Annotated in this window: 10 protein-coding genes and 2 tRNA genes; 5 read left to right on the top strand and 7 right to left on the bottom strand. The window is 23.0% G+C overall.

Annotated elements, in window-relative coordinates; translation table 11 throughout:
* The first annotated feature begins 34 nt into the window (after positions 1–34).
* Complete coding sequence (ilvC, locus tag TGUWTKB_RS00805) at positions 35–1,498, top strand: ketol-acid reductoisomerase (RefSeq protein WP_041062579.1); 1,464 nt, start codon at positions 35–37, stop codon at positions 1,496–1,498.
* A gap of 429 nt (positions 1,499–1,927) precedes the next feature.
* Positions 1,928–2,473, top strand: coding sequence for an OmpA family protein (locus TGUWTKB_RS00810; RefSeq protein ID WP_052459519.1), 546 nt, complete (start codon positions 1,928–1,930; stop codon positions 2,471–2,473).
* Positions 2,474–2,702: 229 nt separating this feature from the next.
* Here the strand turns inward: TGUWTKB_RS00810 and gpmA are convergent, their stop codons facing one another.
* Entirely contained in the window at positions 2,703–3,404 is a 702-nt protein-coding gene (gene gpmA / locus TGUWTKB_RS00815; RefSeq protein WP_052459520.1) for a 2,3-diphosphoglycerate-dependent phosphoglycerate mutase, read from the bottom strand.
* A 1,565-nt stretch (positions 3,405–4,969) separates the two neighbouring features.
* On the opposite strand from gpmA, the gene TGUWTKB_RS00820 reads away from it, so the two are divergent.
* Entirely contained in the window at positions 4,970–5,965 is a 996-nt protein-coding gene (locus TGUWTKB_RS00820; protein ID WP_041062585.1) for a beta-propeller fold lactonase family protein, read from the top strand.
* A 128-nt stretch (positions 5,966–6,093) separates the two neighbouring features.
* Here TGUWTKB_RS00820 and crr read toward each other — a convergent pair whose 3' ends face one another.
* The 4 genes from crr to cysK form a co-directional block, all read right to left on the bottom strand.
* The gene (crr, locus tag TGUWTKB_RS00825) at positions 6,094–6,591 is read right to left on the bottom strand and encodes a PTS glucose transporter subunit IIA (RefSeq protein ID WP_041062588.1); all 498 of its coding nucleotides are present in this window, start codon (positions 6,589–6,591) and stop codon (positions 6,094–6,096) included.
* 17 nt (positions 6,592–6,608) lie between these two features.
* Complete coding sequence (gene ptsI, locus TGUWTKB_RS00830) at positions 6,609–8,351, bottom strand: phosphoenolpyruvate-protein phosphotransferase PtsI (RefSeq protein WP_041062591.1); 1,743 nt, start codon at positions 8,349–8,351, stop codon at positions 6,609–6,611.
* A gap of 106 nt (positions 8,352–8,457) precedes the next feature.
* A complete protein-coding gene (locus tag TGUWTKB_RS00835; protein ID WP_041062594.1) occupies positions 8,458–8,715 on the bottom strand; it encodes an HPr family phosphocarrier protein in 258 nt (85 codons plus the stop codon).
* Positions 8,716–9,023: 308 nt separating this feature from the next.
* Positions 9,024–9,989, bottom strand: coding sequence for a cysteine synthase A (gene cysK / locus TGUWTKB_RS00840; protein ID WP_041062597.1), 966 nt, complete (start codon positions 9,987–9,989; stop codon positions 9,024–9,026).
* 241 nt (positions 9,990–10,230) lie between these two features.
* Here cysK and ligA point away from each other — a divergent pair, with 241 nt between their 5' ends.
* Entirely contained in the window at positions 10,231–12,246 is a 2,016-nt protein-coding gene (gene ligA / locus TGUWTKB_RS00845; protein WP_041062600.1) for an NAD-dependent DNA ligase LigA, read from the top strand.
* Positions 12,247–12,422: 176 nt separating this feature from the next.
* Here ligA and TGUWTKB_RS00850 read toward each other — a convergent pair.
* Positions 12,423–12,495: transfer RNA gene (locus TGUWTKB_RS00850), tRNA-Lys, on the bottom strand.
* 46 nt (positions 12,496–12,541) lie between these two features.
* Positions 12,542–12,617: transfer RNA gene (locus tag TGUWTKB_RS00855), tRNA-Val, on the bottom strand.
* Positions 12,618–12,775: 158 nt separating this feature from the next.
* On the opposite strand from TGUWTKB_RS00855, the gene gltX reads away from it, so the two are divergent.
* Complete coding sequence (gene gltX, locus TGUWTKB_RS00860) at positions 12,776–14,179, top strand: glutamate--tRNA ligase (protein WP_041062603.1); 1,404 nt, start codon at positions 12,776–12,778, stop codon at positions 14,177–14,179.
* Positions 14,180–14,257 lie beyond the last annotated feature (78 nt).

A 14,257-nucleotide genomic window follows, 5' to 3' on the forward strand; every position in this document is an offset into this window, starting at 1 on the left:
AAATCTATAAAAACTAATTAAGGCAATATTAAATATGAATAACTATTTTAATAAATTAACGTTTCGAGAACAAACTGTGCAGTTAAGTAAATGTCGGTTAATGAAAAAAAGTGAATTTTTTGATAGATGTAATGCATTAAAAAATAGCAAAATAGTTATTTTAGGATGCGGTTCGCAAGGTTTAAATCAAGGGCTGAATATGCGTGATTCTGGTCTGCAGATTTCTTATGCATTACGTCAAGAATCTATTGATAAAAAAAAAGATTCCTGGAAAAGAGCAACTAATAATAATTTTTTAGTAGGAAATTATAAGGAAATTATTCCTAACGCTGATTTTATAATAAACTTAACTCCTGATAAACAGCATTCTCATGTAATAAAAAATATAATACCATTAATGAAAAAAAATGCTTTTTTTGGTTATTCACATGGTTTTAATATTGTTGAAATGGGAGAAAGCATCCGAAAAGATATTACAGTTATTATGGTGGCTCCAAAATCTCCTGGAACAGAAGTAAGAGAAGAATATAAACGTAATTTTGGAGTACCAGCTCTTATTGCTGTACATGAAGAAAATGATCCAAAAAGAGAAGGTTTTAAAATTGCTAAAGCATGGGCTTTTGCCATAGGTTGTCATCGCGCAGGAGTTTTAGAGTCTTCTTTTATTGCTGAAGTCAAATCAGATTTAATGGGAGAACAAACTATTTTATGTGGAATGTTACAAACTGGTTCTTTACTTTGTTATGAAAAATTATTAAAAGAGGGTTATGATTGCAAATATGCTGGTAATTTAGTTCAATTAGGTTGGGAAAAAATAAGTGAATCTTTGAAGTTAGGTGGTATAACTTTAATGATGGATAGACTAAGTAATCATGACAAAATACGTGCTTATAAACTTTCAGAACAACTAAAAATTATTATGAGACCGCTATTTGAAAAACATATGGATGATATTATTACAGGATCTTTTTCTGAATTAATGATAAAAGATTGGAATAACAACGATAAGCAACTATTAAAATGGCGGAAAGAAACTCAACAATCAAATTTCGAGCAAGTTTCAGCATATAAAAAAGAAATTTCAGAACAAGAGTATTACGATCACGGGATAGTAATGATAGCCATGTTAAAATCTGGAATTGAGTTATCTTTTGAAGTAATGATAGAAACAGGCATAAAAGAAGAATCTGCATATTACGAGTCCTTACATGAGTTACCATTAATAGCTAATACTATTGCACGTAAGCGTTTGTATGAAATGAATACTATTATTTCAGATACTGCAGAATATGGTAATTATTTATTTTCAAATTCAGCTTTTACTTTGCTTCAAAAGTTTATGAACCATTTAAAATCTACAGATTTAGGTAAAAAAAACAAAAATTCTGCTCATATTGATAATTTTTTATTAAAAAATATAAATGAATCTATTTATAATCATTCTATTGAAAGAATAGGACGTAAATTAAGACAATATATGGATGAAAAAAAAGTTTAATAAAAGTTTAATTTTTTCTCAAGAATCAATATAATATATATAATTTATATCAGTTCTTGAGAAATATTTTTTATGATTAAAAAATGAGAATTTTTAAAAAAATTAATTTTTAATTAATTTAATTTTTAATTATACTTAATAATTTTATAAAAATATTTTATTGACATTTATAATTTTTTTGTATAGAAATGGAGAAATTAAGTTTTAATTATTTTAAAAAAATGCTTTACACAATAAAATTATTATTAGTGATTTCATCTTAATATAAAAATGATATTTTATTCAATAGTATAAAACGCATTAAGTTTAAAACGTACACAACAAAAATCAAAAAAATTCTCATTTTTTTTATTAAAACAGAATAATTTTTATCAATTATTTTTTCATATTAATTTAATATAAAAATTTATATCAATAGTTGGAAAAAAAATGAAAAATAACAATTTAATAAAATTTGTTTTACCATTTATTTTACTTACTGCCTGTCAACCTAATTTAAAAAACAATGAAGTTAAAAAATCAGATGTAAATAAAACTGATATCAATAAAGTTATTGATATCAATAAAAATACTCAAAATAAAAAAGAACCTCTTCAAAAATTTTCTACAAAAAAAATAGAAAAAATAATAAAAAATAAACAAGAATCTTCTATCGAAACAATATATTTTGATTTAAACAAAGCTATTTTAAAACCTCAATTTAAAAAAATCTTAGATGAACGTTTAAAATTTTTAAATGATAATCCTACAAAAAAAATTGTTATAGAAGGATATACAGATGAAAGAGGTACTTTTCAATATAACATTTATCTTGGGACAAAACGAGCAAATGCTGTAAAAGAATATTTTAATAAATTTGGAATAAAAAACAATCAAATTTCAATTATTTCATATGGTAAAAAAAATCCAGCGGTCATAGGACATGATGAAACTGCTTATGTGAAAAATAGACGTGCAGTTATTATCATTAAATAACAAGATTAATATATTTTATTTATAATCTTTTAATACACAAGTTATTATCAATTTGTTTAAATATATACTGCATTAGTTATTGTGATCAAAATTTTTTAATATGCTCAAAAGTCAACTTTATAAGAAAAATTTTGACTTTTGAGTAATAAAAAACGAACATAAACAAACACATAAACACATATTATTAAAAATATTTCATAATTTTTATATAAAAATAAAAAAGTTATTTTTAATCAAGATAATAATATTTTGCAGAGTGAAAATTTTTATGAAATTCATAAACAATTGGAATACCAGTAGGAATATCTAATTCAGATATTTCTTGTGCTTTTATATTACTAAGATATTTAATTAATGCACGTATCGAATTACCATGAGCGACAATAAGAATTTTTTTACCTTCTTTTATTCGAGGCAATATACAACATTCCCAAAATGGAATTACTCTTTTTGCCGTCATTTCTAAACTTTCACCTAACGGTAACATATTTTTATCAACATCATTATAGCGAATATCTTTTCCTGGAAAATAAATGCTATTTTGAGTAATTTGAGGAGGAATAGTTAAATAGCTACGTCTCCATTGTTTTATTTGTTTTTTGCCATATTTTTTTTCTATATCTGTTTTATTTAATCCTTGCAAAGCACCATAATGTCGTTCATTTAAACGCCATGATTTTTCAACATTTAACCAGGTTTGATCAATTTCGTCTAATACGTGCCATAAAGTATGGATAGCACGCTTTAACATAGATGTATAAGAATAATCAAAAGAAAAACTATGCTTTTTAATTATTTTTCCAGCCTTTTTAGCTTCATCATGTCCTTGTTCAGATAAGTCAATATCACACCATCCAGTAAAACGATTTTCTTTATTCCATTGACTTTCTCCATGACGTATTAAGATAATCTTATTTCCTAAATTATTCATTTTTATCTCCAAAAATATATTTTAGCATTTGTTTAACTCTTCTCATATTTTACTTTATAAGTATTACGTTTTTATTTTTTAATATTCATATTAAATCTTTAAGAATTACAGTAATAAAAACCTGTAGTATGTGTTAAATCAACAACACTTTTTTTGTTAATTATTATTAATAATATTAATAGCAAAATTTATAGATAGAACTATAATTTTAAAATCATATCTCATAAAGAGATGTTATTTTTTGATAAATTTATGAGTTATTTTTTTATTATTGCTTTTTAAGAACAAAAAAATTTTAATATTCCAATATTTTTTAATTGAAGTATAAATAATTAACTAATAAAGTTATTTTATCAATTTTTCTGATTTTTTTTAAACTTGTTTTAGACAAATTTTTCAGATTTTTTTAGCAAAAAATTTTAAATCTTTTGAAGATAAAACATACTTTTTAATTAACAATTCAAAATCTAATAAAATTACGTAACTTTTTTATTAAAAGCTAAATTTATTTGTTCTATTCGTAGAAAATTGGATTATAAAAATTCGTTGATATTTAAAAATTTTTAAAAAACTTTTAAAGATATTTTTCTATATTCATAATTGAATTTTATTAAAATGAACATAATAGTTTGGTATATGCAAATCAGGAGTTACCTGATATGGTATTAAATATATTTAAGTTTTCTGAAAAAATATTTAGTAACATAATTTTTTTTTATTTTTTTGATAAATCACTTGTTTTCAAAAAACCAAGATTATCATAATCTATTCACATGTTTGTTTAGATAACATTAAAGTTTTAAATAAACATAAAGTTACTAAAAAAAAGATTATTAATTGATGTTCGTTCTGATTTACAATACAATTTTTTCTCTAAGTTTATGATTTTACAATATAATAATAAAGGTAATTGATATTTAAAAAAGACTTATATATATTTATTAGTTTTTTAAGATAAGAATTTATTTACCAAAATTTACTCATAATAAGAACTAGAAAAATTTATATTAATATTTTTATTATCAATGAATTTAAATCTAATGATATTTTTGCTCAGTGTATGAATTTATTCTATCTAAATGAAAATAATTGATAGAACATTTGTTAAATAAATATTTGGAAAACAATGATTATAATAACTTAAGAAGTTGATAAAATAACCAACATCTTAAAATTTTTTATAATATATTATATATATATTTATTATTTTTATATATTAATATAATTATTCTGAAAAAATGAAAAAAGTTATTAATAAAAATTTTTTTTGCTGTTTGTACGTTTATTATCTGAATATAAAAATCAAGAAATAATTATAGATAGACTATTATTTTGCTTGATCTAAAGATAGATAATTATTTTATACCCCAATTCTAGTCCTTTTTATATAGAAAAACTAAAATTTATTGATTATTTAAAGAACTATATTAAAAAAATATATCTTTAAATAAATCAAAGATTTTTATATTTACTTTTATTCTATTTTAAATAATATAGAAAAAATTTTTTTAATAAACTTTGTATTATAAAATAATTATTAATACTAATAAAATTAGAGTATAAAAATGAAACAATTTTTTTATATTACAAGCGTAGATAGTCAAGAAATACATGTTTTTCAAATGAAAAAAAATGGATATTTAACGCTATTACAAATATTAAAGGAAGACGAACAAATACAACCAATATGCGTTAATTATATAAAAAATAAGATGTATGTTGGAACAAAACCAAATTTTTATATTATAACCTATAATATTAGATTAGATGGCACATTAGAGAAAATTGAAAAAAAAATTATAGATAGCAGTCCAACGTATATTTCTATTGATCCAATTAATAATTTTCTGTTTTATTGTTCTTATAATTATAATTGTTTTAATATTTATAAACTTAATGACATTAGTGGATTACTAGAATCAAGTATACCTATAAAAAATATTAAAAATATTCAAGGATGTCATTTTATAAAACCTGATTTAAAAAAATTAAGTATATTTGTAACATCCTTAAAGAAAGATTTAATCTATGTTTACAGTAATAAAAACAATTGTTGGCATATTTCTGAAAAAATCGATGTTAAAAAAAAATCTGGGCCTAGGCATATTGCTTTTCATCCCAATAATAATTATTTCTACTCTATAAATGAATTAAATGCAACAATTGATGTTTTTAAAAAAACAGAAAAAATATCTTTTTTAAAAACAGTAAAGATGTTTGATTCAATTAAAAAAAATCAAAGTTATTGGTCTTCTGATATTCATATCACTCCTACAGGAAAATATTTATATGCTTGTGATAGATATTTTAGTAAAATTTCAATATTCTCCATTATAAATAATGGATCTGATTTAAAATTTAATAAAAATAAAAAAACAGAATCTCAACCTAGAGGTTTTGAAATTGATTTTACAGGACAATATTTAGTTGTTGCTGGACAACTTTCTCATCATATTTCAGTATATAAAATCAATCAAAACACTGGCAACTTAGATTTTATTTATCGATATAAAGTCGGTAAAAATCCGATATTTGTTAAAAGCTTTTTTTTTCAAAAATAATTATTACATAAAAAAATTAGCTGATGGCGATCATTATTTCATTTATTTTTAATTACTAGTTTTTCTTTATAAAACTAATTATGCCATCAGCATATTGAAAATATTACAAAAAAATAATAGTTAAAAAATTAATCTTTAACTAACATAATCAATGTTTCCCCTGCTATAACAGAACCAGAAAATTTAATTAAATCTTTAAATTTATCTAAATTTGAAATCACAATAGGTGTCAATATAGATTTTGCTTTTTTTTCAATAATTGACAAATCAAATTCAATAATTAATTCTCCTTTTTTTACTTTTCCTTCTTTTCCTATACGCTTAAAACCTTCACCTTTAAGATTTATAGTATCTATTCCAAGATGTACAAAAAGCTCAATACCAGTATATGATTCAATAGAAAAAGCATGATTTGTTTTAAATATTTTTCTGATAATTCCGTCAAATGGAGCAAGTATCTCTTTTCCGTTAGGTTTAATAGCAACACCATCTCCTACAATTTTATCTGAAAAAACAACGTCTGGTACATCTTCAATTTGAACAGTTTCTCCTGAAATAGGTGCAAAAATTTTAGTTTCTTGAGATAATTTTTTTTTATCATTAAAAATTTTTGAAAAAAGACTCATGTTAACTCCTAAAAAATTTAAAAATTCATGATTTCAGTTAATTTTTTATCTTTTATAAAAGTATCAATTAAATTCATAATATCTTTTGATGTAGATTTTTTTAATGCTTCCTTGGCAAGTTTTTTTACATCTTTAAAAAAAACATTACGAATAATTTTCTTTATATTTGGAATTGAAATAGCACTCATACTAAATTCATCTACACCCATACCTAATAACAATAAAGAAGCACGTTGATCGCTAGCTAATTCTCCACAAATACCTGTCCATTTTCCTGAATTATGAGAATCATCAATAACTTTTTTAATTAAGTTCAATACTGCTGGATTCATTGGATTATATAAATGTGCAATTAAATCATTACCACGGTCTACAGCAAGTGTATATTGAGTTAAATCATTCGTTCCAATACTAAAAAAATCTATTTCTTTTGCCAAATGCTGTGCTATTATTGCAGATGCTGGTGTTTCAACCATAATTCCTATTTCAATTTTTTTATCAAATTTCTTTTTTTCTTGTATTAATTGTTTCTTCAGTCTTTCAATTTCGCATCTTAAATATCTAACTTCTTCTATAGAAATAATCATTGGAAACATAATACGTAATTTTCCAAAAATAGATGCTCTTAATATTGCACGTATTTGATCATTAAAAATATTTTTCTGATCCATTGCTATTCGAATAGCACGCCAACCAAGAAATGGATTATCTTCCTTTGGAAGATTCATATATGGAATATTTTTATCTCCTCCTATATCCATAGTTCGTATGATAACGGATCTAGGATTCATATCTTCAGCAATTTTTTTGTATATTTTATATTGTTCTTCTTCTGTTGGAAAGGATTCGCGATTCATAAAAATAAATTCTGTTCGATATAAACCTATTCCTTCTGCTCCATTATTATTAATACTTTCTATTTCTCTTAGTGTACTAATATTTGCACATATTTCTATCTTTTTACCGTCTTTTGTTATAGCAGGCAAATTTTTTAGTTTTTTTAGTTCATTTCTTTGAAGGAAATATTTTTTTTGAAAAATTTTTAATTTTTCTAATTTTTCTGTATTAGGATTAAAATATATCTTATTATTTATTGCATCTAGCACTAAAAAATCATTTTTTTTAATTAAACTTGTTATTTTTCCTGTTCCAACAATCGCTGGTAATTCTAATGAACGAGCCATAATGGAAGTATGTGATGTTTGTCCTCCTAAATCAGTAATAAAACCAAGTATATTTTTTATGTTAAGTTGAGCAGTTTCTGAAGGAGTTAAATCTTTTGCAACTAAAATAAATTTTCCTTGAATAGCGTTCAGATCAACAAAATGCAGATTAAGAATATTTCTTAATAACCTATTTCCAATATCTTTAACATCTAAAGCACGTTCTTTTAAATACTCGTCTTTAATATTTTCTAAAGCTTTTACTTGCGTATTTATTACTGAATATACTGCTGCATCTGCAGTATATTTTTTATTTTTTATCAAATCAATAATATCTTGTTCTAATTCTTCATCTTCTAATAACATAATATGACCATCAAAAATATCTTCTTTTTCTTTACCTAAAATTTTTTTTGCTCTATTTTTGATTTGTTCAAGTTGTTTTGCTGATTTACGACGAGCTTCTAAAAAACATAAAATTTCTTTATCAATGTTTTCTTTAGATATTTTTTTATAATTAATAACAATTTTATCTTCTTTCAATAATAAAGCTTTACCAAAAGCAATACCTGGTGATGCTAAAATTCCAGCAATCATAATTACACCTTACTTATAATAATAAATATTAATTATTTTTATATATCAAGCTAGAAATATCGCGAACAGGCGTTCGCGATTTTTTTATTAAATGATATAAAAATCTTTATTCTAAACTTCCAAGTAATTTCACTAAATGCTCTATTGCCTCTTTTTCATCTTTGCCGTCAGCAGATAAAGTTATAGTAGTTCCTTTTGTTAATCCTAACATTTGTAATTTAAATAAACTTTTAGCACTTGCAATTTTACCATTAGAAGTTATTAAAATTTCAGATTCAAACAACTTTGCTTCTTTTACAAATTTTGCCGCGGGACGAGTATGTAAACCATGACTAGCATTAATAATAACTGTTTGCTGGAACATTTTATTTCTCCAACTTAAAACAAAATAAATAAAATAAATAATATCAATATCACTTAAATATTTTTATACTTATTTCAGTTGTTTTAAAAAAATAATTAATATCTATAATATAAATCGCTATTCATTAATTTTTATTTTTATATAATAAAAAAATTTATAACAGAAATTTTCGTTCTTTTACATCAATTTGCATGTAATTATTTTTTTAAAAAAAACATTTTCTACAAAAATTGTATTTTATAAAAAAAATATTAAAGATATCTTCGGTAGTAAAATTCTTTTATTTTTTTAATGATAAAAGTTTTTTGCTACATTATTTCGCTATTATTAATATTAGAAAATAAACAAGTACTTAAATAACGTTCAGAAGAAGATGGAAATATTATTACAATTCTTTTATTAGTAAAATTTTTATTTTTTTGTAATTTTAATGCAGCAGATAATGCTGCTCCAGATGATATTCCTGCAAGAATTCCTTCTTTTTTCATTAACTGACGTGCACATTGAATTGCTTCTTCATTTGAAATTGTTATAACTTGGTCAATTAAACTTAAATCTAAATTTTTAGGAATAAAACCTGCACCAATACCTTGAATTTTATGCGGTCCTGGTTGAATTTTTTTTCCATTTAACGTTTGAGTAATTACTGGTGAATGAATAGGTTCAACTGCAATAGCAACTAAATTTTTCATATTTTTTGTTTTTTTTAAAAATTTAGTAACGCCAGTAAATGTTCCACCAGTGCCTATACCAGAAATAAAAACGTCTATTAGACCTTTTGTATCATTCCATATTTCTGGCCCAGTAGTTTTTTCATGAATTTCTGGATTGGCAGGATTATTAAATTGTTGCAACATAATAGTCGTTTTATTTTTTTTTTCTAAAATTTCTTTTGCTTTAATGATTGAACCTTTCATTCCTTCTTTTCCATCTGTTAATTCTAAATTTGCTCCTAATGCTCTTAATAACATTTGTCGTTCTTTTGACATAGTATCTGGCATTGTCAATGTAATTTTATAACCTCTAGCTGCAGCAACATAAGCTAGAGCAATTCCAGTATTTCCGCTAGTTGGTTCAACTATATCTATCCCCGGTTTAAGCAATCCTTTTTTTTCTGCATCCCAAATCATATTAGCTCCAATACGGCATTTTACACTGAAACTAGGATTTCTTGATTCAATTTTTGCAAAAATTTTACCTTCTCCTATATGATTTAATTGAACTAATGGTGTATTTCCAATGGTTAAAGAGTTATCTTTATAAATTTGATTCATTTTTTTAACAGTATAAATAAATTTGGAAGGATAGCTTTTATTATAAAGCAAGGAAGTAAAAAAATGATATATCTATATATTAAGATATAAAAAATAAAACACTTTATTTCTTTATTTTTTTATATAATTGTTTAACATTTAAAAAAGAACTATATATTATTGATAGTAAGAAATGTATTTAAAATAAATTATCAATAGTTTATGTAAAAAAACTAGATTTTTATATATTCTCTAAGAATTTATGACAGATATTGTAAAAAAAATTAATAAATTGCGTGATATAATTAAATATCACGAATATCTTTATTACGTATTAGATCAACCTAAAATTTCTAATTTCAAATATGATGAATTAATCAGTACTTTACAAAAATTAGAAAAAGAAAATCCTGAATTAATTGCTAAAAATTCCCCAACACAATCTGTTGGAGGATTTCCTTTAGAATCTTTTAAGAAAATTAAACATAAAAGTCCAATGTTATCACTTGATAATATTTTTCATAAAGATGAATTATTAAAGTTTTATCAAAATACTTTAAAAAAAATAACTACAAATCAAAAAATTTTCTTTTGTTGTGAGTTAAAAATAGATGGTTTAGCAGTAAATATTTTTTATGAAAATGGTTTATTAAAGTTTGCTGCTACTAGAGGAGATGGAATTTTTGGTGAAGATGTAACTGAAAATATTAAAACAATAAAAAATGTACCTTTACAATTAAAAGGAGAAAATGTTCCTCAAAAATTAGAAATACGCGGTGAAGTTTTTATGACAAAAAAAACGTTTAATGATTTAAATAATTATAGGAAAAAAATAGGAAAGAAAACTTTTTCTAATTTAAGAAATGCAGCAGCAGGAGCTTTACGTCAAATTAATTCTAAAATTACTGCCGAACGTCCATTAAATTTTTTTTGTTATGGATTTGGAAAAGTAGAAGAAACTTATTTTTCTTATAGTCATTTTTATAGCTTAAAACAGTTTAGATATTGGGGAATACCTATTAGTTTTTTTACAGAACGTATCTCATCTTTGAAAAATATTTTTAAATTTTATAACAAAACAAAAAAAATACGTTCAATTTTAAATTTTGATATTGATGGCATTGTTATTAAAATTGATAATATTCAGCAACAAAAAATTTTAGGATATTCGTCAAAAACTCCTAAATGGGCAGTAGCATTAAAATTTTCAGCTGAAAAAAAAATAACGATTTTAAAAAGTATTACATTTCAAACAGGACGAACCGGTATTATAACCCCTATAGCACACGTTTTACCAATACAAATAGGAGGCGTTATTATAAAAAATGCTAATTTATATAATATTAAAGAATTAGAACGATTAAAGTTAAGAATAGGAGATAAAGTACTAATTTGTCGTTCTGGAGATGTTATTCCAAAAATAATTGATACTATTTCAGTAACAGAAAATAGAAAACATTACATTAATTTTCCTTTAAAATGTCCATACTGTTATTCAAATTTAAAACGTATACCAGAAAAAACATTAATTTATTGTACAAATGGTTTGATATGTCATCCACAAATAAAAGAACGTTTAAAACATTTTATTTCTCAACGTGCTATGAATATTTATGGCATAGGCGAGTATATTATTGATGCATTAATTCAAAAAAAATATATATGCAAGCCTTCTGATTTTTTTTCTTTAACATTTGAACAACTTATTAAAATTGAAAAAATTGGTGATAAATTAGCAAAAAAAATTTTATTATCTATAAAAAAAATAAAAAAAATAACACTATCACGTTTTATTTATTCTTTAGGAATTAAAGGAGTAGGAGAAATAATCTCCAATAATATTGGAAAAAATTTTTGTTCTTTAAACAATTTTTTAAAAGCTCAAAAAAAAGATTTTATATCAATTAATTATATAGGAAAAGAAATAGCAACTTATATTGATCAGTTTATTCAAGAAAAAAATAATATTGATGAAATTTTTAGATTAAAAAAAATCTTATATATTACATCTGAAAATGTAAATATATCAAATAAAAATAGAAAAAAAAATCAATTTTTTAATAAAACAGTAGTATTTACTGGAACTTTAGAAACAATGAATCGACAAATAGCGAAACATAAATTAATGGAAATTGGAGCTAAAGTTAATAGTAAAATTTCAAAAAAAACTGATATATTAATTATAGGTAAAAAATACGGGAAAAAGTTTGAAGAAGCAAAGAAAGCTAACCTTCTTATTCTTGATGAAGAAGAAATGTTAAAAATTTTAAAAAAATGAATATACCTTTTAGATTGATGTAAACTGATAATTTTTTTATTAAAAAAAATATAAACATGGTTAATATGTAAAAAATATTGCAATTTGATAAAGATTTAAATGTGCGAAGCTAATGAATTATGCTAAATTTTTTACAAAATTCGAGAGTTTTATAAAAAAATTTGTAATTATAAGTGTGGGTCGTGCAGGAATTGAACCTGCGACCAATTGATTAAAAGTCAACTGCTCTACCGACTGAGCTAACGACCCTTTTTTTTTAACCTAGAATAAAATAAGTTAAATAATATGCGTATATTGGTAGGTGATGACGGATTCGAACCATCGACCCTCTCCTTGTAAGGGAGATGCTCTACCAACTGAGCTAATCACCTAATAATTTTAAATAAATATAATAAAATATATCTAAAAATTTTAGATAATTATAATATACAAAAAAAACAAATAGTCAATATTTTTTATACTTTTAGTATTAAATGTTAATATACTCTTATAATAATTTTTTTTAATATTTTATTAAAGGATAAAATATATGATTGTTAGAACTCGTTTTGCTCCAAGTCCTACTGGAAATATTCATATAGGCAATATTCGAACTGCACTCTATTCTTGGTTATATGCACGTCATAACCATGGAAAATTTATTTTAAGAATAGAAGATAGCGATTCACAACGCTCTCATCAAAAATCAATTGATACTATTATAAAAAGTATGAAATGGTTGAATTTAGATTGGGATGAAGGTCCTTATTACCAAAGTGATCGATTATTTCGTTATAAACAAGTTATAGATGATATGCTAAAATTAAAAGTTGCATATAAATGTTATTGTTCTAAAACAAGACTAATGCAATTAAAAAATACACAAATTGCTCGTAAAATAAAACCTCGATATGATCGACTATGTCGTAATATCTTATATGATAACAAAAAAAATGAACCTTATGTTATTCGTTTTAAAAATCCTTTAGATGGTCTAATAACTTTTCAAGATGAAATTAGAGGATTAATTCAATTTAATAATAAAGAGCTAGATGATCTTATCATTTATCGTAGTGATGGTAAACCAACATATAATTTTTGTGTAGTAATTGATGATCTAGATATGAATATTACTCACGTTATTAGAGGAGAAGATCATATAAATAACACGCCTCGTCAAATTAATATACTTCAATCAATTGGAGCAAAAATTCCTAAATATGCTCATTTACCTATGATTTTAGAAAGTGATAAAAAAAAGATCTCTAAAAGAGGAAATGCCAAAAGTGTTTTAGAATATAAAAATGATGGATATTTATATCAAGCAATTTTAAATTATTTAGTACGTTTAGGTTGGTCTCATGGTAATAAAGAAACTTTTACTATTAATGAAATGATAGATCTTTTTAACTTAAAATCTATTAGTAAATCTCCAAGTGCTTTTAATATTGATAAATTAAATTGGTTAAATCAATTTTATATTCAAAATTTACCTCAAAAAGATATAATAGAAAATTTTAAAATTTTTTTTCAAAAGGAAAAAATTAACTTTAAAAATGGCCCTAAATTATCAAATATTATAAATTTGTTTAACAAAAGATGTAAAACTTTAAAAGAAATTTTTATTTCTTCTAGATATTTTTATTTAGAAAATATTGAATATAATTTAAACATACTAAAAAAACATTTTAGTACTCATATTATAGAAAACTTTAATAAAATAATTATATATTTAAAAAAATTAGATTTATGGACATCAAATACAATTCGCCTTTATTTAAATAAAATATTAATAGAACTAGGATTAACGCTGAAAGAAATCGGTATTCCCATGCGAATTGCATTAACTGGATTTACATGTACTCCAGAATTAAATATTATTATGGAACTTATAGGAAAGGATAAAAGTATTACACGTTTAACAAATGTGTTGTCAATTGTTTCAACATTATAATAATTAAATTAATTTTAAAAAAATATCATAAAAATCACTATAAAGTAGATAGAAAATTTTTGTATTATATTAAATGAT

Origin of the sequence: Candidatus Tachikawaea gelatinosa, assembly GCF_000828815.1 — a bacterium.
GTDB lineage: Bacteria > Pseudomonadota > Gammaproteobacteria > Enterobacterales > Enterobacteriaceae > Tachikawaea > Tachikawaea gelatinosa.

Coding starts and splice junctions, on each gene's coding strand:
- gpmA (WP_052459520.1), bottom strand. CDS start 3,404: ATGAATAATTTAGGAAATAAGATTATCTTAATACGTCATGGAGAAAGT.
- ilvC (WP_041062579.1), top strand. CDS start 35: ATGAATAACTATTTTAATAAATTAACGTTTCGAGAACAAACTGTGCAG.
- cysK (WP_041062597.1), bottom strand. CDS start 9,989: ATGAATCAAATTTATAAAGATAACTCTTTAACCATTGGAAATACACCA.
- gltX (WP_041062603.1), top strand. CDS start 12,776: ATGATTGTTAGAACTCGTTTTGCTCCAAGTCCTACTGGAAATATTCAT.
- crr (WP_041062588.1), bottom strand. CDS start 6,591: ATGAGTCTTTTTTCAAAAATTTTTAATGATAAAAAAAAATTATCTCAA.
- TGUWTKB_RS00820 (WP_041062585.1), top strand. CDS start 4,970: ATGAAACAATTTTTTTATATTACAAGCGTAGATAGTCAAGAAATACAT.
- TGUWTKB_RS00835 (WP_041062594.1), bottom strand. CDS start 8,715: ATGTTCCAGCAAACAGTTATTATTAATGCTAGTCATGGTTTACATACT.
- TGUWTKB_RS00810 (WP_052459519.1), top strand. CDS start 1,928: ATGAAAAATAACAATTTAATAAAATTTGTTTTACCATTTATTTTACTT.
- ptsI (WP_041062591.1), bottom strand. CDS start 8,351: ATGATTGCTGGAATTTTAGCATCACCAGGTATTGCTTTTGGTAAAGCT.
- ligA (WP_041062600.1), top strand. CDS start 10,231: ATGACAGATATTGTAAAAAAAATTAATAAATTGCGTGATATAATTAAA.